Genomic DNA, 20,402 nt, shown 5'->3' with positions numbered 1-20,402 from the left:
CGCGTCAGGCGGGCTCGGCGACGGGCTCCGATGCCACTGCCGTGTGCTCGCGCGCGAAGTCGAGGGTCTCGCGCAGCAGCTGCATCCGCTCGTCTTCGCTGCGCGCCTTGCGGGTGTTGACCTCGGCGGCGATCTGGCCGTGCCACCCCGCATCGGCGAGGTCGCGCAGCGTCTCGGCGACCGGCTGCGTGCCGCGGCCCGGCAGCAGGTGCTCGTCGAAGATGCGCCCGTCGTCGCTGCTGCCGGAGCCGTCGCACAGGTGGATGTGGCGAAGGCGCCCGCCGACCTCGCGGGCGAACTCGCGCGAGTCGATGCCGGCGAGGGCGGCGTGCGAGAAGTCGAGCGTGATGTCGTCGCAGTCCATCTCGCGCGGGTCGGGACCGGGCGCGTAGGCCTTGAGGTTCCGCTTGGCCACCCGCCACGGGAACATGTTCTCGACCGCGATGTGCACGCCGTACTCCTCGGCGGTCTCGCGCACGATCGGCAGGAACTGCTCGGCGTAGCCGGCCTGCCAGCGGAACGGCGGATGCACCACCACGGTGTCCGCCCCGGTGTCGCGCGCGAGCGCGGCCGTGCGCTCGAGCTTCACGCGCGGGTCTCGGCCCCACACGAAGTGCGTGAGCAGCAGCACGGGCGCGTGGATCGACAGCACGGGCAGCCCGTGCGCGTCGGCGAGCGAGAGGAGCGCGGAGGCGTCCTGTGTCGTCTCCTCCTGCGTGACCATGACCTCGACGCCGTCGAATCCGACCTCGGCGGCCTCCCGGAACGCGTCCGCGGGCGGGAGGGGGTACACGCACGTCGTGCTCATGCCGATCGGGATCATCAGCCGCAGTGTATGCACGTCCGTGTGAACGGCGTGTGACGACCGTGCGCACGTGCGGCGAAGCCCTGCGAACGACGCGACTGTTAGCCTGAGGGCGATGTCACGATGCGGTTCCTCGAGCCGCGCGGAAGGAACACCTGCGTGAACGGCCAGCCCGACCAGACCCATTCCGACGACGTGTACTCGATGGTGATCGTGTCGAACCGGCTGCCGGTGGACTACGACGAGCAACCCGACGGGTCGGCGGGCTGGAAGACCTCCCCGGGCGGCCTCGTCACCGCCCTCGAACCCATCATGCGGGCCGCCGACGGCGCCTGGGTCGGCTGGGCCGGCGTCGCCGACCGCGAGTTCGCGCCGTTCGAGAACGACGGCATCTCGATCATCCCCGTGCCGCTCGGCGAAGACGAGATCCAGGAGTACTACGAGGGCTTCTCGAACGACACGCTCTGGCCGCTGTACCACGACGTGATCGCGCCCCCCACGTACCACCGCGAATGGTGGGACGCCTACGTGCGCGTCAACCGCCGCTTCGCCGAGGCGGCCGCTCGCGCCGCCGACGAGGGCGCGACGGTGTGGGTGCAGGACTACCAGCTGCAGCTCGTGCCGAAGATGCTCCGCGAGGCGCGCCCCGACCTGGTGATCGGCTTCTTCAACCACATTCCGTTCCCCGCATACGGCATCTACTCGCAGCTGCCGTGGCGGCGGCAGGTCATCGAGGGGCTGCTCGGCGCCGACGTCATCGGCTTCCAGCGCCAGGCCGACGCGGGCAACTTCCAGCGCGCGGTGCGACGCCTCTACGGCTACACGACCCGTGGCGCAGTCGTCGAGGTGCCCGAGGGCGACGACGTGCGCCGCGTCATCGCCCGCCACTTCCCGATCTCGATCGACGCCGACGGCTTCGAGCAGCTCGCGCGCCGTCCCGACGTGCAGGCGCGCGCGAAGGAGATCCGCGAGGGCCTCGGCAACCCCAAGACCGTGATGCTCGGCGTCGACCGGCTCGACTACACGAAGGGCATCCGGCACCGGCTCAAGGCCTTCGGCGAGCTGCTGCGCGACGGGCGGCTGAGCGTGTCGGATGCCTCGCTGGTGCAGGTCGCGAGCCCGTCCCGCGAACGCGTCGAGACCTACCGCCAGCTCCGCGACGAGATCGAGCTGACCGTCGGCCGCCTGAACGGCGACTACTCGACGATCAGCCACCAGGCGATCGCCTACCTGCACCACGGCTACCCGCGCGAGGAGATGGCGGCGCTGTACCTCGCCGCCGACGTGATGCTCGTGACGGCGCTCCGCGACGGCATGAACCTCGTCGCGAAGGAGTACGTGGCGTCGCGCTTCGACGAGGACGGCGTGCTCGTGCTGAGCGAGTTCGCGGGCGCGGCCGACGAGCTGCGCCAGTCGGTACTCGTCAACCCGCACGACATCGAGGGGCTGAAGGACGCGATGGTCAAGGCGGCCGAGATGCCGCGTAAGGATCGGGCGAAGCGGATGCGGGCGCTGCGTCGCCGCGTGCGCGACTACGACGTGGCACGCTGGTCGGCCGACTTCCTCGAGACGCTCACGGGCAACGCGACGATCCGTCCCGGCGTTCGCGACGACCTCGGGCGCGCGCTCGCGCGCCTCGCCGCCACCGAGCGCCTGCTCGTCGCGCTCGACTTCGACGGCACGCTCGCGCCGCACGTCGACGTGCCCGACGACGCCCGCGCGTCGGACGGCGCGAAGCGATCGATCGACCGCCTGCTGGAGTCGAAGGACACGGCCGTGGCGTTCGTCTCCGGCCGCGCCATCGACAGCCTCCGCCACGTGTCCGACCCGCACGACGACGTGCTGCTGGCCGGCTCGCACGGCGTTGAACTGCAGTTCGCGGGCGGCGAGGGCGCACTCGACCTGCACGAGTCGGAGATCGCCGACCTGCACGCGCTCGCGACGATCCTCGACGAGGTCGTGGCATCCGCACCGGGCGCCTGGGTCGAGCGCAAGCCCGCCGGCCTCGCGCTGCACACGCGCAAGCTCAGCGCGTCGGCGGGCGAGAAGGCGCAGCGCGCCGCCCGCACCCGCGTGAAGCAGGAGCTGCCCGAGCTGACGCTGCGCGACGGCAAGAACGTGCTCGAGTTCGCCGTGCGCTCGAGCACCAAGGGCGACGCGATCGCGCGCCTGCGCCAGCACACCGGCGCGACCGCGGTGCTCTACGTCGGCGACGACGTGACCGATGAAGACGGCTTCGCCGCGCTCGAGCCGGGTGACGTCGGCGTGAAGGTCGGCCAGGGCCGCACGTTCGCCCGGTACCGCGTGCGCGGCACCGACGACGTCGACCGCCTGCTCGAGATGCTCGCCGAGCTCCGCGCCGCGCGCTGACGCCCGAACGGGCGCGAATCCGAGGCATCCGCTGGGCAATAGACTGCCTGCATGCCTCACGATCCGAAGCCGCGTAGTCGCGTCGTCACCGACGGAATCGAAGCAACGACCTCCCGGGGCATGCTCCGGGCGGTCGGCATGGGGGATGCGGACTGGGACAAGCCGCAGGTCGGCATCGCCAGCTCGTGGAACGAGATCACGCCCTGCAACCTCTCGCTCGGCCGCCTCGCGCAGGCCGCGAAGGAGGGCGTGCACGCCGGTGGCGGGTACCCGCTGCAGTTCGGCACCGTCTCGGTCTCCGACGGCATCTCGATGGGCCACGAGGGCATGCACTTCTCGCTCGTCTCGCGCGAGGTCATCGCCGACTCGGTCGAGGTCGTCATGCAGGCCGAGCGCCTCGACGGCTCGGTGCTGCTAGCCGGCTGCGACAAGTCGATCCCCGGCATGCTCATGGCGGCCGCGCGCCTCGACCTCGCGTCGGTCTTCCTCTACGCCGGCTCGATCGCGCCCGGCTGGGTGCGCCTGTCGGACGGCACCGAGAAGGACATCACGATCATCGACTCGTTCGAAGCCGTCGGCGCGGTCAAGGCGGGCAAGATGAGCGAGGCCGACGCCAAGCGCATCGAGTGCGCGTTCGCACCCGGCGAGGGCGCCTGCGGCGGCATGTACACCGCCAACACCATGGCGTCGGTGGCCGAGGCGCTGGGCCTCAGCCTCCCCGGCTCGGCGTCGCCGCCCTCGGCCGACCGCCGCCGCGACTACTTCGCCCACCGTTCGGGCGAGGCGGTCGTGGAGATGCTGAAGCAGGGCATCACCGCCCGCCAGATCCTCACCAAGGAGGCGTTCGAGAACGCCATCGCCGTGGGCATGGCGCTCGGCGGCTCGACCAACATCGTGCTGCACCTGCTCGCGATCGCCCGCGAGGCCGACGTCGAGCTCACGCTCGCCGACTTCAACCGCATCGGCTCGAAGGTGCCGCACATCGGCGACCTCAAGCCGTTCGGCCGGTACGTCATGAACGACGTCGACCGTCGCGGCGGCCTGCCGGTGCTCATGAAGGCGCTGCTCGACGCCGGGCTCATGCACGGCGACGCGCTCACCGTCACGGGCAAGACCCTGGCCGAGAACCTCGCCGAGATGGACATCGAGCCGCTCGACGGCGAGGTGCTGCGCTCGCTCGACGACCCGATCCACGAGACCGGCGGCCTCACCATCCTGCACGGCTCGATGGCGCCCGACGGCGCCGTGGTGAAGACGGCCGGCTTCGACGCGGCGACGTTCGAGGGCCCCGCCCGGGTGTTCGAGCGCGAGCGCGCCGCGATGGACGCGCTCACGAACGGGGAGATCTCGGCCGGCGACGTCGTGGTCATCCGCTACGAGGGTCCGAAGGGCGGACCGGGCATGCGCGAGATGCTCGCCATCACCGCGGCCATCAAGGGCGCTGGGCTCGGAAAAGATGTACTACTCTTGACGGACGGCAGATTCTCAGGCGGCACAACCGGCCTGTGCATCGGCCACGTAGCACCCGAAGCGGTCGACGCAGGTCCGATCGCCTTCGTGCGCGATGGTGATCTGATACGGGTCGATATCGCAGCTCGCAGCATCGACCTACTTGTCGACGACGCAGAGCTGGCAGCCCGCCGCGACGGCTGGGCACCGCTTCCCCCGCGCTATACCCGTGGCGTACTCGCGAAGTACTCCAAGCTCGTGCGGTCGGCCTCCGAAGGCGCGACCACGGGCTGAGTCTCGCTCGCATCCGCACGCTCTCGCATCAGAACAGGAACTCGCATGTCCACGGACTCGACCACCGTGCCCACGCCAGCCGCCGCACGACCAGCGGCGCCGGAGACGATGACCGGCGCCCAGGCGGTCGTCCGCTCGCTCGAGATGCTCGGCATCCGCGACGTCTTCGGCCTGCCCGGCGGCGCGATCCTCCCCGTCTACGACCCGCTGCTCGATGCGCCCGACATCAACCACATCCTCGTGCGCCACGAGCAGGGCGCGGGCCACGCGGCCGAGGGCTACGCGTCAGCCACCGGCAAGGTCGGCGTCGCCATCGCGACCTCCGGCCCCGGTGCGACGAACCTCGTCACGGCCATCGCCGACGCGCACATGGACTCGGTGCCGCTGCTCGCGATCACCGGCCAGGTGTTCTCGAACCTCATGGGCACGGATGCCTTCCAGGAAGCCGACATCGTCGGCATCACCATGCCCGTGACGAAGCACTCGTTCCTCGTCAAGCGCGCCGAGGAGATCCCGGCGACGATCGCGGCGGCCTACCACATCGCCTCGACCGGCCGCCCCGGCCCGGTGCTCGTGGACATCACCAAGGACGCCCAGCAGGACACGCTCGAGTTCAGCTGGCCGCCCAAGGTCGACCTGCCCGGCTACCGCCCGATCACGCGCGCCCACGGCAAGCAGGTGCAGGCCGCCGCGCAGCTGCTCGCCGAGGCGAAGAAGCCCGTGCTCTACGTCGGCGGCGGCGTGATCCGCGGCCGCGCCTCCGAGGAGCTGCTCGAGCTCGCCGAGACCACGAACGCCGCCGTCGTGACCACCCTCATGGCCCGCGGCGCGTTCCCCGACTCGCACCGGCAGCAGCTCGGCATGCCCGGCATGCACGGCACGGTGCCCGCGGTGCTCGCGCTGCAGGAGGCCGACCTGCTGGTCGCGCTCGGCGCGCGGTTCGACGACCGCGTCACCGGCAAGGCGGCGCTGTTCGCGCAGAACGCGAAGGTCGTGCACGTCGACATCGACCCGGCCGAGATCTCCAAGATCCGCACCGCGGACGTGCCCATCGTGGGCGACGTCAAGGACGTCATCGGCGAGCTGTCCGCGGCGTACAAGTCCGTGGCATCCGATGTCGACCTGACCGAGTGGTGGACCTACCTCGACGGCCTCCGCGACGAGTTCCCGCTGGGCTACACCCCAACGAGCGACGGACTGCTCGCACCGCAGTACGTGATCGAGCGCATCGGCGCGCTGAGCGGCCCCGAGGCCGTGTACGCGGCCGGCGTCGGCCAGCACCAGATGTGGGCGGCGCAGTTCATCAAGTACGAGCGCCCGAACGCCTGGCTGAACTCCGGCGGTGCCGGCACCATGGGCTACTCGGTGCCCGCAGCCATGGGCGCCAAGGTGGCCGAGCCCGAGCGCGTCGTCTGGGCGATCGACGGCGACGGATGCTTCCAGATGACGAACCAGGAGCTCGCGACCTGCGCCCTGAACGACATCCCGATCAAGGTCGCGGTGATCAACAACTCGTCGCTCGGCATGGTGCGGCAGTGGCAGACGCTGTTCTACGACGGCCGGTACTCGAACACCGACCTGAACACGGGCCACGCCACCCGCCGCGTGCCCGACTTCGTGAAGCTGGCTGAGGCGTACGGCGCCCTCGGCATCCGCGTCGAGAAGGAAGAGGAGGTCGACGCCGCGATCAAGCTCGCGCTCGAGACGAACGACCGCCCGGTCGTGATCGACTTCGTCGTGAGCGCCGACGCGATGGTGTGGCCGATGGTGCCGCAGGGCGTCTCGAACTCCTTCGTGCAGTACGCACGCGACCACAGCCCGGCGTTCGACCAGGAGATCTAGGAAATGTCACACGTGCTCTCCTCCTCGTCGAGGACAAGCCCGGCCTGCTCACCCGCGTCGCGGGCCTCTTCGCCCGCCGCGGCTTCAATATCGAGTCGCTCGCCGTCGGCCACTCGGAGATCGAGGGGCTCAGCCGCATCACCGTCGTGGTCGACGTGGAGGATCTCCCGCTCGAGCAGGTGACGAAGCAGCTCAACAAGCTCGTCAACGTCATCAAGATCGTCGAGCTCGACCCCGCGCAGTCGGTGCACCGCGAGCACCTGCTGATCAAGGTGCGCGTCGACAACACGACGCGCTCCCAAGTGCTCGAGGCCGTGAACCTGTTCCGCGCCCGCGTCGTCGACGTGGCGACCGACGCGCTCGTCATCGAGGTGACGGGCGACTCGGGCAAGACCACCGCGTTCCTCAAGGTGCTCGAGCCCTACGGCATCAAGGAGATCGCCCAGTCGGGCCTGCTCGCCATCGGGCGCGGCTCGAAGTCGATCACCGACCGCGTGTTCAAGAACTGACCGGCGACCGTCGCCGCACACCCCAGACCCCGATCAAGGAGAAAGAAACAGCATCATGGCTGAGATCTACTACGACAAGGACGCCGACCTCTCGCTCATCCAGGCGAAGAAGGTCGCGGTCATCGGCTACGGCTCGCAGGGCCACGCGCACGCGCAGAACCTCCGCGACTCCGGTGTCGAGGTCGTCATCGGGCTCAAGGAGGGCTCGAAGTCGGCCCCGAAGGCCCAGGAGGCGGGCTTCGAGGTGCTGAGCGTGGCGGATGCCGCCGCGAGCGCCGACGTCATCGTCATCCTCGCGCCCGACCAGTTCCAGCGCCACATCTACGCCGAGTCCGTCAAGGACAACCTCAAGGAAGGCGACACCCTCGTCTTCGGCCACGGCTTCAACGTGCGCTTCGGCTACATCGAGGCGCCCGAGGGCGTCGACGTGATCCTCGTCGCGCCGAAGGCGCCGGGCCACACCGTGCGCCGCGAGTTCGTCGCCGGCCGCGGCATTCCCGACATCATCGCCGTCGAGCAGGACGCCACCGGCACTGCCTGGGACCTCGCCAAGTCGTACGCCAAGGCCATCGGCGGCACCCGCGCGGGCGTCATCAAGACGACCTTCACCGAGGAGACCGAGACCGACCTGTTCGGCGAGCAGTCGGTGCTCTGCGGCGGCGTCTCGCAGCTCGTGCAGTACGGCTTCGAGACCCTCACCGAGGCCGGCTACCAGCCCGAGATCGCCTACTTCGAGGTGCTCCACGAGCTGAAGCTCATCGTCGACCTCATGTGGGAGGGCGGCATCTCGAAGCAGCGCTGGAGCGTCTCCGACACCGCCGAGTACGGCGACTACGTCTCGGGCCCGCGCGTCATCGACCCGCACGTCAAGGAGAACATGCAGGCCGTGCTCGCCGACATCCAGTCGGGCGCGTTCGCCAAGCGCTTCATCGACGACCAGGACAACGGTGGCAAGGAGTTCCAGGAGCTCCGCGCCAAGGGCGAGGGTCACCCCATCGAGACCACCGGACGCGAGCTGCGCAAGCTGTTCGCCTGGGCGCAGGTCGACGAGGACGACTATGTTGATGGCGAGGTCGCGCGCTGACGCTCGCGTCTCAGTAGCATCCGCTCCCGAGGGCGCCCCGCACATCGCGTGCGGGGCGCCCTCGTCGTTCCCGGCGCATGCCGATCGCATACCGACCGGACGACGGGCGCATGCCGGCGCGCGCCACGCTCGAACCACGAGCGGGGAGGGGGCATGGAGCGCGACGGAGACGAACGCCGCGGGCTCGAGCGCCTGCGGGGGTGGGTCACCCGCGAGGCGCGCGGCGACGCCGATCGGCGCGTCGGCTGGGCGGTGCTCGGTGGAGCGGCATTGCTGTGCGGAGGTGCCCTGGTGCTGGGGCCGACGCTGGCCGGCGCGGGGTCGGGCGCACCTGCGCCGCCCGTCGAGGAGCCGCACCCCGAGGTGCGAACCTCGGTGACGCTGCGAGAGTCGGATTCGCCCCACGTCGACGGATCGAAGGTGGTCGTGGACGAGTACCTCATGCGCTGCAGCGAGTACTACGAGGTCACGTCGGCGACCCGCACCCTCGAGTGCGTGCCGGTCGAAGAGGACCCGCCGATCGAGTGACGACGGCAGTCGTCGCGCGGAGTTCACCTGAGCCTCCGGTGCGTGTCGGTCGCAGTTCAGGCGCGCTCGCGAGCCTGCGAACGTGGATCGCAGGCCGAGGCTCGCCCCCGCAACTGCATTCGTCGCGGCGGTCGTCGCGATCCTGGCGATCGGCGCGGTGCTGCCGGGTTCGCGATCGGATGCCTCGCAGGCGACGCCCGGCGTCGAACGGCTCGCCGGTGCCGTGGCCGAGGTGACCGGCGTCGGCCCGATCGTGATCGATGAGCTCGCCGACGGCGGCCCGGGCTCGCACCGGGCGAGCTTCGTCGAGCTGCGCAACATCTCCGGCGCGGTCGTCGATCTGCGCGGCTGGCGCGTGTACCGCTGCGACCCCGAGGGGCTCCGCCCTCGGCTCGACGACGTCGACGCGGTGCTCGACGGCGTCTCGCTCGCACCCGGGGAGCGGCTCACGATCGCGACCGCCGAGGTGACCGTCGTCGACGGCGGGCGCTTCGACCTGCGCCTCGCCGACGACTTCCGCGAGGGCGGGTTCGGCGTGCTGGTGCAAGATGACGCAGGCGTCGTGGTCGACGCGGTCGGCGTCTACCCCGATACGCCGTGGGCGACGCACAGCGAGTGCACGCGCGGCGCGAACCTGCCCGACACGCTCGCCTTCGCGCTCGGCGAGAGCTGGCAGCGCGTCGGCACCACGGGCGACGTGCGCGTCGACTTCGCGCGGGTGCGCGCCACGCCGGGCGGACCGGCCACGGGCGAGGTGCGCGAGCCGGATGCCTCGCCCACCGGCATCCGAATCACCGAGATCGCACCCTCGGGCCCCGCGTCCGACGGCGACGAGTTCGTCGAGTTGGCGAACCTCGGCGAGACGCCGGTGTCGCTCGACGGGTGGACGCTCTACCGCTGCACCGCGTGGGGGCGCGTCGGCGAGGACACGCTCGAGGCGCGGTTCGGGGCAGAGCGCGAGCTGGCGCCCGGGGAGCGGCTGCTGGTCGCCGGGTCCGGGTATCGCTCGCGGGCGGGCGAGGCAGTGCCCGACGTTGTCGCCGCGGGCGCGCTCGGGCAGGCGGTGACCGGCGCGCTGCTGGTCGACCCGACCGGCGCGCGGGTCGACGGGGTGACGGTCTCCGGCCGCGCCGACACAGGGTGCCAGACCGGTGGCGAGAAGCTGCCGGCGGCCGACCTCGACGCGCGCAGCGGGGAGTCGTGGCAGCGCGTTGCGGCCGACGGCGGAAGCGAGGCGTCGTTCGTGCTCGCGCCGCGCACGCCGGGCCACGCGAACGCGACCGAGGAGCGCAGCGTCGTGCGCGCGGCAGCCGCCGAGAGCACCGTCGTGATCAGCGAGCTGGCGACCGACCCCGCGCAGTTGCCCGACGGCGCGACGCAGCGCAACTGGATCGAGCTCGCGAACTACGGCGACGCGCCCGTCGACCTGTCGGGGTGGCGGGTCGTGCGGTGCGGCGCGGACGGCTTCCGCGAGCGACGCACGCTCGCGCTCGCGGCGCCGGGCACGGTGCTCGAACCGGGCGGTACGTGGCTCGCGGCGCTGGTCGGCACGGAGGCCGCCACGCGGTCCGATGCCGTGTATCGCACCGGGTTCGACTTCCAGGGCACCGGGGCGTGGGTCGAGGATGCCGCGGGCAACCGCGTCGACCGCGTGGGCGTGTGGCTCGCCAACGAGATGGACCACCCCGACGAGCGGCCGAGCGCGTGTACCGACGGCGAGTCGCTGACGACGTTCGCGCCCGACCGCCTGCGCGGCGAGACGTACCGGAGGGTGGCCTTCACGGGCGTCGACGCCGACGACTTCGCGACCGGCGCCGCGACGCCGGGGCGCATCGACCTGCCTGCCCCCGAGACGACGGAGTCGGCGGCTGTGGCCTCACCCTCGACGCCGGTCGCCGGCCGATCGGCGGAACCGGCGGCCGCGGCCGACGACGGTGACGACGGCTTCGTCGAGGTGGGGCTGGTCGACGCACGCGTGGGTGCCGGTCAGGACCCGCTGACCGTACGCGGGAGCGCCGGCGAGCGCGGCGGGCTCGTGGCATCCGCCGACGGCTACGACCGGCCGTACGCCCGGCTGACCGTGGAGGTCGATGCGCAGGCCGCGGCCGAGGGCCGAGACCTCCGCTGGGTCGGGTCGGGCACACCCGGCGACGTGCTCGCGCTCTCCGCCTGGCGGCACGACGCCGAACGCTGGGAGGAACTCGACCGGGTCGACGTGGACGGCGACGGCACCGACGTGCGGCTGGCCGGGCGCGTCGAGCCGGTACACGTGCGCGACGATGCCGTCGAACTGCTCGTGGGGTCGGTGCCGCGCGACGGCACGCGCCTCGCCCGCACTTCCGGCGAGGGCCTCGCGGAACGCGACGAGTACGACCTGGCCATCAGCCACCTCACCGACACCCAGTACCTCAGCGAGGCGTACCCCGACGTATACGTCGAAGCGACCGAGTGGATCGCCGACAGCGCCGACGCGCTCGGCATCGCGTTCGCGCTGCACACCGGCGACCTCGTGCAGAACTGGATCGACCCCGGGCAGGCCGAGACGCGCGCGCGGCGCGAGTACGAGCGCGCGTCGGCGGCGCAGGCCGTGCTCGAAGCGGCGGGCGTGCCGACGAGCGTGCTGCCCGGCAACCACGACAACAAGCGCGCCACGACCGACGCGCTCTTCAACGAGTACTTCGGCCCCGAGCGATACGACGGCGATGGGGTCCGGCGCGGCACGATCGCGCCCGACGACAACAGCGCCAACTTCGCCGCGTTCACCGCGTCGGGCGCCCGCTTCCTGGTGCTGAACCTGCCGTACGGCTACGGCGAGGCCGACGTCGCGTGGGCGGAGACGGTGATCGGCGACCACCCGCGCCACAACGTGATCCTCGCGACGCACGAGCACCTGCGGCCGAAGGAGGCGGATGCCTCGCCGCGACGCTCGACCGACTCGCGCTGGCTCTCGCAGGCCGACGACCTCTGGCAACGACTCGTCGAGCCGCACCGCAATGTGGTGCTCGTGCTGAGCGGGCATTTCCATGGCATCGGCACGCAGGTCACTCACGACGTCGGGGAGCCCGGGCACACGGTGGTGGAGATGATCGCCGACTACCAGGAGTTCCGCACGCACACGGGCAGCCGCGCGACGGGGTTCCAGCGCCTGCTGCAGTTCGACCTCGCGTCGGGTGCGATCGCCGTCGACACGTTCTCGGCGACGCTCGGCGCCGGCTCGTCGCATCCGTTCGACTACCCCCACTTCGTGGTCGACGACGGCGACCCGGCGACGCTCGCGAACGACCGGCCGTGGAACATCGTGGCGCCCGGCGCGGTCGATCGCTATGCGGCGGAGGACGACGCGTTCGTCGTCGAGGGGCTGGAGTTCCAGGTCGCCCGCACGATCTCCACCGACCGGGTGCTCGTGGCCGAGGCTCAGTCCGCTGCGGTGACGGACCCCGTGACGTCGGCGCACGTCGCGACGTACGGCTGGTCGCCGAAGTAGGTCGACCACTCGAGCTCGGTGAGGTCGCGGCCGACCATGCGGCACGCGGCGTCGCGCATGTGCTCGGTGCCGATGTCCCAGAGGAGCACGCCCTCCGCGGCGTTGGTGGCGAGCATCGTGCCGTCACGGCTGATGAAGCCCGACGGCCACCACACGTTTGGGCCGCCCGGCATCTGGATCTCATCGCCGAGCCGGCGGGCGTCGTCGAGGTCGTAGAGGGTGATCGACTGATCCCATCCCGACGTGAGCAGCGTGCTGCCGTCCGCGCTGACCTCCATGTGGAGTGGTGCCACGCCCGATTTCGGAAGCGAGTGCAGCGGCTCGAGGTCGCCCGTGCTGCGGTTCAGTCTGGATGCGCTGGCGCTCAGCGCGTCGCCGTTCGGCAGCCCGACCACGTCGACGTCGTCCTCGAGGCCTCGCGCGAGTTCCTCGCCGGTCTCGATGTCGTAGACCGAGGTGAACGAACGACCGAGTGATTCGTCCCACCAGGTGAGCGTCATGCGACCGCTGTCGCCGAGTTCGGCGTGGTCCATGGCGTCGATGAGCGGATCGACCTCGGTCTCGATGAGCGGGCCCGTCGCACCCGTCTCCGGGTCGATCAGCATCATGCCGCCCTGCGTGACCGCGAAGACGTGCGGTCCGCCGCGTTCCGCAGGGATCCACCAGCCGCCGCCGACCGAACCGGGCATGTCGATCACGCGAGTCTCATCGGAGCCGACATCCTGCAGGTAGCGGTCGCCGATGCCGGTCTCGGACACGGCGACCGTCTCGTCGGTGACCCAGACCAGCTCGTACGCGGGTGCGCCGACGCCCTCGTCCGCGGCGATGTCCCAGAGCTGCATGTCGTCCACGGTCTCCACGAGGAGGGGAGCCGGCGCCGTGATCAGCATCGTGTCGTCCATGCCGAACCCGCCGATCGCGATCTGGTCCTCCGCGATCGCGCGCGTGATCGACGGCCAGCCGTCGACCCGCCAGACGAGGGCGGCGGCCGGGGACCGGGAGGTGAACGTCACGATCTCGCCGCCGTCGCCCACGACGTCGACCCCGCGGTTCCAGTCGGAGAGCGTGTCCAGGCCCGCGCCGGTCGGCACGCCGGTCTCGAGGTCGAAGGCGCGGACGAGTCCCACGCCGTTGATGCAGACGAGCATGTCGGGCGGGACGACCGCGGCGTTCACGCAGCGCATCTCGCTCGCCTGGCGTCGCCAGAGCTCCTCGCCGGTGTCGAGGTCCACCTTCACGACGCCCTCATCCCCGCTCGCGATGAGCCCGCCCTCGCCGTCGGGAACGAGGGTGAGATGCGCGTACCCGTACGGTACGTCGCCGAGCATGCCGACCGGTTCCAGCGTCTCCGCGTCGTAGATGCCGATGCCGTCGTCGCCCGTGGTGTAGAGCAGATCGTCGACCAGGGCCACACCGTTCGTGCGGATCACGGCCGCCTCGAACTCCTCGAGGTCGTGCTCGACCAGCTGGGTGATCTCGCCGGTCCGCAGGTCGATCCAGCCCGGATCTCCCGTGATCGAGTGGCCGAAGTACGCGCGCGACCCGTCCTCGGTGAGCACCGGGATCTGCCCGGTGCGGTCGTCGTAGGTGACGGTCGGGAATGGCTGCGTACCGGTCGCGAGGTCGATGACGACGAAGTGGTTCTTGCAGCAGCTCTCCTCGTTCGGCCGCCGCATCTCGCCGGTCTGGATGAGTGCCGTGGACCCGTCGCCGCTCACGAACACGTCCCGCTCGAAGTAGAAGTTCACGGGTGGCAGCTCCACGTCGAACTCGCGCAGCGTCTCGCCGGTATCGAGGTCGATCACGCGTATCGACGCGGGCTCGGTCGGGCCTTCCGCCGTCTCCGCGTCGGTCAGCTCGTCTTCCACGATGAGGGCGGTGCGGGTGCCCGGAACCGCCGCGCTGAACGCGCGCGTTCCCTCGCCGATCCAGTGCCGTGCGACCAGGCCGTCGCCGCCGGTCAGGTTGCCGAGCAGGGCCGAGCGTGCGCGCGCGTCTTCGGGCCAGCGTCGCTGGAGCTCGGCGGCGAGCAGCGCGGCGACGTCGCGATCGCTGTCGCGGATGGCGAGCGACGTGGCAGCGAGCGCCTCGATGGTCGCGTCCTCGGCGGCGGCGGATGCCTCGGAGCCGCGCACGACCGCGATGCCGCCCGAGACCACGGCGACCAGTAGCAGCACCGCGGCGGCGATCAGCGCGCTGCGAAGCCACCGGTTGCGCGTGCGGTCCCGCACCGACCGGGCCTCGAGCTCGCGGAGCTCCGCCTCGTTCCGCTCGATCGACGCGTCGAGGTACGCGGACTCGACCGGCGTGAGGTCGGGCTGGGCGCTCTCGCGCCACTCGCTGGCACCGTGCAGGCGAGCACCGCGCAGCAGGTCGTCGTCGGGCCTGCCCGCGGCGTCCCACGCGGCGGCGGCGACCTCGACCTGGCGGAGGACGCGGGCGTTCGCGGCGTCCTCGGTGAGCCAGCCGTCGAGGCGGGGCCACGTCGTGCCCACCGCCTCGTGGGCGATGATCGCGGCGTCGCCGTCGATCGTGACCAGGCGCGCGTGCACGAGACCCTCGACGACGGCGCGGCGCTGCGGATTCGTGCTGAGGGTGGCGAGCGGCACCCGCCTGCGCACGGTCATCCCCTCGGGCGTGCGCTCGACCAGGCGCATCATGAGCGACCGGCAGACCTCCTGGCGAACGGGGGAGAGGCCCTGGAACACCTGCTCCGCCGACTGCGCGATCGCGCCGGCGATGCCGCCCGACGTCTCGTAGCCGTCGACCGTGAGCGTCGCGCCCTCGCGTCTCGTCCAGGTCGCGACCAGTGCGTGCGAGAGCGGCGGGAGGATGCCGGGGCGGTCGCCGGCGTCGCGCAGGATCACCTCGACGAGGCCGGACTCGAGCTCGAGCCCCGCGGCCTCCGCGGGCCGGACGATCGCCTCGCGCAGCCCGTCGGGACCGAGCGGGGGCAGCGCGTACAGTCCGCGCCCGACCAGCGGCCCGAGCGACGCAATCGCGGTCGCGCCGTCGAGGAAGTCGGAGCGGAGCGCGAGCACGAGGCATCCGCCGTGCTCGACCCACTCGGCCGAGCGCGTGCCGATGTCGCGGAGCTCGTCCTCCGGCAGCATCCGGAACTCCTCGGCCTGGTCGATGCAGACCACCGCCGCACCGCCCGCGAACGCCGCCCGCAACTGCTCGGCGCCGGTGGTGCCCGGCGTCACGATCACGACCTCGCGGCCCTGGTCGCGGAGGCGCGGCACCACGCCGGCGCGCACGAGCGACGACTTGCCCGAACCGCTCGGCCCGATCACCGTGACCACCGACTGCCGCCCGCAGCGCGCGAGCACCTCCTCGATGTCGGGGTCGCGACCGAAGAACCAGGCGCGGTCGTCGTCGCCGTACGCGGCGAGGCCGCGGTACGGGCACGCCTCCGAGACCTCCCGCTCGGCGAGTGCGACCGCGGGCGCCTCGAGGTCGGGGTCCTGACGCAGCATCGCCGTCTCGAGGTCCACGAGGCTGCGGCTCGGGTCGATGCCGAGGTCGTTCGACAGCCGTTCGCGCGCGCCGCGGATGACGGCCATGGCCTCGGCCTGCCGGTCGGCGCGGTAGTTCGCCAGCGCGAGGATCGCCCAGCGGTGCTCGCGCAGCGGCTCCTCGCGCACCAACCGTTCCGCGTCGGCGATCACGGTGCCGCGCTCGCCGGCGGCCAGCCGCGCGTCGAGCAGCTCCTCCTCGGCGCTCCGACGCACTTCGACCAGGCGTGCGGCCTCGATCGCGGCGGGGGCCAGTCCGCGGCATCCGGCAGCGGAGCACCGCGCCAGAGCGAGAGCGCCTTCTCGAAGCCGGCTGCGGCGCGGTCGTGCGCGCCCTGGAGCGCGTGTCGGCGCGCCTGCGCGACCCCCTGCTCGAACTGCACCGCGTCGATCGCGTCGGCGTCGAGCCCGAGCCGGTAGTCGACCCCGACGGTGCGCACCGCCTCGGCGCCGAGCTTCGACCGGATCTTCGCCACGGCGTTCCGCACCTGCTGCGCCCACGTGGCGGGCGGCTCGTCGCCCCAGCACGCCGCTGCGAGCTCGTCGGGGGAGACGGCGGCCTCGCGCCGCACGATGAGCGCGGTCAGGATGGTGCGTTCCCTCGGGCTCAGCGAGGGGCCGCCGGTGTCCATAGGTCCCAGGATTCGCATGCTCATGCCAGCAGTGTCGAGAAATCTTCAGGTGTTCGTCAATGCTGCCCGGTTCGCGCGGATATCGCATGGATATCGGCCGATCGTCCACCGATATCCGCGATTGCGAGCGTGGAACCATTCGCCGGAACGGTTCCGGCCGAAGGGAGCATCATGAACACTCGAAACGGGATCCGCCGGGCTCGCACCGTTCGCGCCTCGGCCGGGATCGCACTTGCAGCGAGCGTCGCGCTCGCGGTCACCGCCTGCGGCGCCGGCGCGACCGGTCCGCAGGCGCCGGGGTCGGGCGGCGGGCAGGCGGCTCGACCCGCCTACGTCTCGCACCTCGCCCCCGCAGACCGCCTCGAGCAGGCCATCCTCCAGGAGGTCGAGCACCGCCGGGCGCTCGCCGAGGAGTACTCGGGGCTGCCGGCCGACCGCATCGAGCAGCGCCTCGCCGCCGAGACCGGCCGCACGGCGCGCAGCCTGAAGGAGTGCGCGGCACTCGCGCTCGCGCAGCGGCCGCTCGTGACCGCCGACACGGCAGAGCGCCTGATCGGGGTCTCGTGCTGATCGACCACGCCCGCGGTACGTCCTCCGAGGGCGGTTCCTTCGGGTGAGGGCGATTCCTCCAGCACTCGGACGGAGGGACCGCCCTCAGTCAGTACTCGGCAGCCCGCGACCGCTATCGTCGTGGGCATGACCCGATCCGACGACGACGCCCTGCACTGGGCGGGCGACGAGGACGCCGAGCTCGCACCCGGGTGGAAGCCCGTCGGCGAGCCCGCCCTCGTGCAGCAGGCGCCCGATGAGCCCGACGAACCGGCCATGAGCGCCACGACGCTCGTGCTGTTCGGCGTGTTCGCGGGCGTCTTCCTGCTGTACTCGGCGGGCTGGGCGCTCTCCGCCCTGCAGCCGGGGCCGGCCTTCGCCGACCCGGTCGCCCAGGTCATGTACGACGTCGGCCGGTGGCTGGCCGTGGTCTCGGCGCCGCTGTGGTTCGCCTGCGTGCTGCTGCTGGCGCGCGGCCGCGCGCGGCTGTGGTGGCTCCTGGCGGGCGTGCTGGTGCTGGCACCGTTGCCGTTCGTGTTCGAGGGAGGGCTCGCATGAGCGCGGCGAACGGCAACGAGTTGGGGTCGGAGGCCACGAGGGCGACGGATGCCCCCGAAGCGACGGATGCCCCCGAAGCGACGGATGCCCCCGAAACGTCGACTGCCCCGGAGCACGACGCCCCCGCACCCGCCTCGCGCGCCGCGTCCCGCTGGGTGTTCGCCGTCGTCGCCGGCGTGTTCGGCCTCCTCTACGCGTACGACCTCTGGGAGGGGGTCGGCAATTTCGTCGGCGTCGGGCAGCTGGCTGCCGCGCTCGGCGTCTCGATCAGCACGTGGGGCCTCACCGTGCTCGTGATCGGGCTGCTGGTGCCGCTCGCGGCCTACGCCGGCGCGTTCTGGCTGGCGCGCCGGCGCGGTCCGCTCGGCGTGCTGCTGCTGTTCCTCACCGGGTGGGCCCTCGTGCAGGTGGTGCAGCTCGACCTCGAGGTGCTCCTCGGTTTCGGCGGACTCGACCTCGGCGAGTAGCCCGTAGAACCCGTCCGGCGAAGCCCGGCGTCATGCGTTTCGGGCGCTTCCGCACGCTCCGCTAGAGTGATGCTGGCCGGCCGCCGCCGCGCGACGCCGAGCCGTCTCCTCGCGTCTCGCTCATCACCACGAAGGATCCATCCGTGTCACGACCGGTCGTCCTGATCGCCGAAGAACTCTCGCCCGCCACCGTCGACGCCCTCGGGCCCGACTTCGAGATCCGCTCGGTCGACGGCACCGACCGTCCGGCGCTGCTGTCCGCGCTCGCCGACGCGAACGCCCTCCTCGTGCGCTCCGCGACGAAGGTCGACGCCGAGGCGATCGCCGCCGCTCCGAACCTGAAGGTCATCGCGCGCGCCGGCGTGGGGCTCGACAACGTCGACATCAAGGCGGCGACGCAGGCCGGCGTCATGGTCGTGAACGCCCCGACGTCGAACATCATCTCGGCGGCCGAACTCACGGTCGGCCACATCCTGAGCCTCGCCCGTAACATCCCCGCCGCCCACGCGGCGCTCGCGGTCGGCGAGTGGAAGCGCTCGGCGTACAGCGGCACCGAGCTCTACGAGAAGACCGTCGGCATCATCGGCCTCGGCCGCATCGGCGCGCTCATCACCGCTCGCCTGCAGGCGTTCGGCGTCGAGGTCATCGCGTACGACCCGTACATCACGTCGGCGCGCGCCCAGCAGCTCGGCGTGCAGACGGTCTCGCTCGAGGAACTGCTCGAGCGCAGCGACTTCATCACGATCCACATGCCGAAGACCCCCGAGACCACGGGCATGATCGGCACCGAGCAGCTGGCGCTCATGAAGCCGACCTCGTACATCGTGAACGTCGCACGCGGCGGGCTGATCGACGAGCAGGCGCTGCACGACGCGCTCGTCGCCGGCACCATCGCCGGCGCGGGCCTCGACGTGTTCGTGAGCGAGCCGCCGCGCGAGTCGCCGCTGCTGGCCCTGCCGAACGTGGTCGTCACCCCGCACCTCGGCGCGTCGACCGGCGAGGCGCAGGAGAAGGCCGGCGTGTCGGTCGCGAAGTCGGTGCGCCTGGCGCTCGCGGGCGAGCTCGTGCCCGACGCGGTGAACGTCGCGGGCGGCGTCATCGACCCGTACGTGCGCCCCGGCATCCCGCTGGTCGAGAAGCTCGGCCAGATCTTCTCCGGCCTCGCGACCGGCTCGCTCACCGCCGTCGACATCGAGGTGCGCGGCGAGCTCGTCGACTACGACGTGAGCGTGCTGAAGCTCGCGGCGCTCAAGGGCATCTTCACGAACGTGGTCAGCGAGACCGTGTCGTACGTGAACGCGCCGGTGCTCGCCGAGCAGCGCGGCATCGCCGTGCGCCTCATCACCGAGTCCGAGAGCCCGGAGTACCGCAACGTCATCTCGATCCGCGGTGCGCTCGCCGACGGCACGCAGGTGTCGGTGTCGGGCACGCTCACCGGTACGAAGCAGACCGAGAAGCTCGTCGGCATCAACGGCTACGAGATCGAGGTGCCGCTGGCGGAGAACCTGATCGTCATGCTCTACACCGACCGCCCCGGCATCGTCGCGGTCTACGGTCGCGAGTTCGGCGAGTCGGGCATCAACATCGCGGGCATGCAGATCGCGCGCCACGAGGCGGGGGCCAGGCGCTCAGCGTTCTGACGGTCGACTCGCCGGTGCCGGCCGAGGTCATCGAGCACGTCGGCACCGCGATCGACGCCGACACGATCGTGGCGATCGAGATCACCGAGTAGTCGCGAGCCGCTCCACGAGCGCCACGATCGCGTCGACCTCGTCGCGCCCGATCGAGTCGTCGGCCTCGCCGCCGAGCGCGGAGTTGAAGTACAGCCCGTCGCCGATGAGCGAGATCGCGAGCGCGAGCGTCGGGTCGGTCACGTGCGGGTCGAGGGTCGCGAGCCAGCGCAGGCGCACGGTGCGCAGCGCGGCCTGCGCGGTCGGGTGGCCGCCCTGCGCGAGGCGCGCGGTGGCGACGATGACCCGATCGAGCGGCGAGCCGGTCGCGACCGATGAGCGGAGGTAGTGCGCGATCGCGCCCTCGGGCGCATCGGCGATGGCGGCCACGTCGTCGTCGACGAGCGCGTCGAGGCGCGCGACGAGCCCGTCGACGAGCGCCTCCTTGGTGCCGAAGTGGTAGAGCAGGCCGCCCTTCGAGACGCCGGCCTCGCGCGCGGTCGCCTCGAGCGTGGCCGCCCGCTCGCCGTCGTCGATGAGGATGCGCTCGAACGCGTCGAGCACGGCTTCGCGGGCGCTGGGCGGTCGGGCCATGTGGTCGATCGTAGCGGGGGAGCATTCGTCGTCGGATCTGTTACTATAC

Annotated in this window: 12 protein-coding genes and 3 pseudogenes; 11 read left to right on the top strand and 4 right to left on the bottom strand. The window is 71.6% G+C overall.

Annotated features, from left to right (window positions below; genetic code table 11):
• Positions 1–4: 4 nt before the first annotated feature.
• On the bottom strand, positions 5–823 hold the full coding sequence (locus QUE38_RS01245) for a sugar phosphate isomerase/epimerase family protein (RefSeq protein WP_286309759.1): 819 nt from the start codon (positions 821–823) through the stop codon (positions 5–7).
• A gap of 186 nt (positions 824–1,009) precedes the next feature.
• On the opposite strand from QUE38_RS01245, the gene QUE38_RS01240 reads away from it, so the two are divergent.
• The 7 genes and pseudogenes from QUE38_RS01240 (at position 1,010) to QUE38_RS01210 (ending at position 12,365) form a co-directional block, all read left to right on the top strand.
• A complete protein-coding gene (locus QUE38_RS01240) occupies positions 1,010–3,175 on the top strand; it encodes a bifunctional alpha,alpha-trehalose-phosphate synthase (UDP-forming)/trehalose-phosphatase (protein WP_286311599.1) in 2,166 nt (721 codons plus the stop codon).
• A gap of 51 nt (positions 3,176–3,226) precedes the next feature.
• A complete protein-coding gene (gene ilvD / locus QUE38_RS01235) occupies positions 3,227–4,918 on the top strand; it encodes a dihydroxy-acid dehydratase (protein ID WP_286309758.1) in 1,692 nt (563 codons plus the stop codon).
• A 45-nt stretch (positions 4,919–4,963) separates the two neighbouring features.
• Complete coding sequence (locus QUE38_RS01230) at positions 4,964–6,760, top strand: acetolactate synthase large subunit (RefSeq protein ID WP_286309757.1); 1,797 nt, start codon at positions 4,964–4,966, stop codon at positions 6,758–6,760.
• A 3-nt stretch (positions 6,761–6,763) separates the two neighbouring features.
• A pseudogene (gene ilvN / locus QUE38_RS01225) lies at positions 6,764–7,269 on the top strand (acetolactate synthase small subunit).
• A 55-nt stretch (positions 7,270–7,324) separates the two neighbouring features.
• Entirely contained in the window at positions 7,325–8,353 is a 1,029-nt protein-coding gene (ilvC, locus tag QUE38_RS01220; RefSeq protein ID WP_286309756.1) for a ketol-acid reductoisomerase, read from the top strand.
• Between the two features lie 153 nt (positions 8,354–8,506).
• Positions 8,507–8,881 carry a hypothetical protein gene (locus tag QUE38_RS01215; RefSeq protein WP_286309755.1) on the top strand — a complete coding sequence of 125 codons (375 nt, stop codon included), beginning with the start codon at positions 8,507–8,509 and terminating at the stop codon, positions 8,879–8,881.
• 82 nt (positions 8,882–8,963) lie between these two features.
• Positions 8,964–12,365, top strand: coding sequence for a lamin tail domain-containing protein (locus QUE38_RS01210; RefSeq protein WP_286309754.1), 3,402 nt, complete (start codon positions 8,964–8,966; stop codon positions 12,363–12,365).
• Here QUE38_RS01210 and QUE38_RS01205 read toward each other — a convergent pair.
• Together QUE38_RS01205 and QUE38_RS01200 are read right to left on the bottom strand one after the other, a co-directional pair.
• Positions 12,296–16,384, bottom strand: coding sequence for an nSTAND1 domain-containing NTPase (locus QUE38_RS01205; RefSeq protein ID WP_286309752.1), 4,089 nt, complete (start codon positions 16,382–16,384; stop codon positions 12,296–12,298). The genes QUE38_RS01210 and QUE38_RS01205 overlap by 70 nt on opposite strands.
• Positions 16,375–16,515 (bottom strand): annotated as a pseudogene (locus tag QUE38_RS01200) (hypothetical protein); the annotation flags it as partial. The pseudogene QUE38_RS01200 and the gene QUE38_RS01205, both read right to left, overlap by 10 nt.
• Positions 16,516–16,686: 171 nt before the next feature.
• Between QUE38_RS01200 and QUE38_RS01195 the strand changes: the two are divergent.
• The 4 genes and pseudogenes from QUE38_RS01195 to serA all read left to right on the top strand — a co-directional run bounded on the left by QUE38_RS01195 (position 16,687) and on the right by serA (position 19,821).
• Positions 16,687–17,085, top strand: coding sequence for a hypothetical protein (locus QUE38_RS01195; protein WP_286309751.1), 399 nt, complete (start codon positions 16,687–16,689; stop codon positions 17,083–17,085).
• 126 nt (positions 17,086–17,211) lie between these two features.
• Positions 17,212–17,622, top strand: a complete 411-nt coding sequence (locus QUE38_RS01190; RefSeq protein ID WP_286309750.1) for a hypothetical protein — start codon at positions 17,212–17,214, stop codon at positions 17,620–17,622.
• Positions 17,619–18,089, top strand: a complete 471-nt coding sequence (locus QUE38_RS01185; protein ID WP_286309749.1) for a hypothetical protein — start codon at positions 17,619–17,621, stop codon at positions 18,087–18,089. Before QUE38_RS01190 ends, QUE38_RS01185 begins: the two co-directional genes overlap by 4 nt.
• Before the next feature lie 143 nt (positions 18,090–18,232).
• Positions 18,233–19,821: pseudogene (gene serA / locus QUE38_RS01180) on the top strand (phosphoglycerate dehydrogenase).
• On the opposite strand, the gene QUE38_RS01175 reads toward serA, so the two are convergent.
• On the bottom strand, positions 19,811–20,353 hold the full coding sequence (locus QUE38_RS01175; protein ID WP_286309748.1) for a TetR/AcrR family transcriptional regulator: 543 nt from the start codon (positions 20,351–20,353) through the stop codon (positions 19,811–19,813). The pseudogene serA and the gene QUE38_RS01175 sit on opposite strands and share 11 nt — an antisense overlap.
• Positions 20,354–20,402: the final 49 nt, after the last annotated feature.

The organism is Agromyces mangrovi (assembly GCF_030296695.1).
Classification (GTDB): Bacteria; Actinomycetota; Actinomycetes; order Actinomycetales; family Microbacteriaceae; genus Agromyces; species Agromyces mangrovi.
This window is presented reverse-complemented; position numbering and strand designations above follow the sequence as displayed.

Excerpts from the sequence above, each read along its gene's own strand:
- QUE38_RS01245 (WP_286309759.1), bottom strand. The coding sequence starts at position 823 with ATGATCCCGATCGGCATGAGCACGACGTGCGTGTACCCCCTCCCGCCC.
- QUE38_RS01240 (WP_286311599.1), top strand. The coding sequence starts at position 1,010 with ATGGTGATCGTGTCGAACCGGCTGCCGGTGGACTACGACGAGCAACCC.
- ilvD (WP_286309758.1), top strand. The coding sequence starts at position 3,227 with ATGCCTCACGATCCGAAGCCGCGTAGTCGCGTCGTCACCGACGGAATC.
- QUE38_RS01230 (WP_286309757.1), top strand. The coding sequence starts at position 4,964 with ATGTCCACGGACTCGACCACCGTGCCCACGCCAGCCGCCGCACGACCA.
- ilvC (WP_286309756.1), top strand. The coding sequence starts at position 7,325 with ATGGCTGAGATCTACTACGACAAGGACGCCGACCTCTCGCTCATCCAG.
- QUE38_RS01215 (WP_286309755.1), top strand. The coding sequence starts at position 8,507 with ATGGAGCGCGACGGAGACGAACGCCGCGGGCTCGAGCGCCTGCGGGGG.
- QUE38_RS01195 (WP_286309751.1), top strand. The coding sequence starts at position 16,687 with ATGAACACTCGAAACGGGATCCGCCGGGCTCGCACCGTTCGCGCCTCG.
- QUE38_RS01190 (WP_286309750.1), top strand. The coding sequence starts at position 17,212 with ATGACCCGATCCGACGACGACGCCCTGCACTGGGCGGGCGACGAGGAC.
- QUE38_RS01185 (WP_286309749.1), top strand. The coding sequence starts at position 17,619 with ATGAGCGCGGCGAACGGCAACGAGTTGGGGTCGGAGGCCACGAGGGCG.
- QUE38_RS01175 (WP_286309748.1), bottom strand. The coding sequence starts at position 20,353 with ATGGCCCGACCGCCCAGCGCCCGCGAAGCCGTGCTCGACGCGTTCGAG.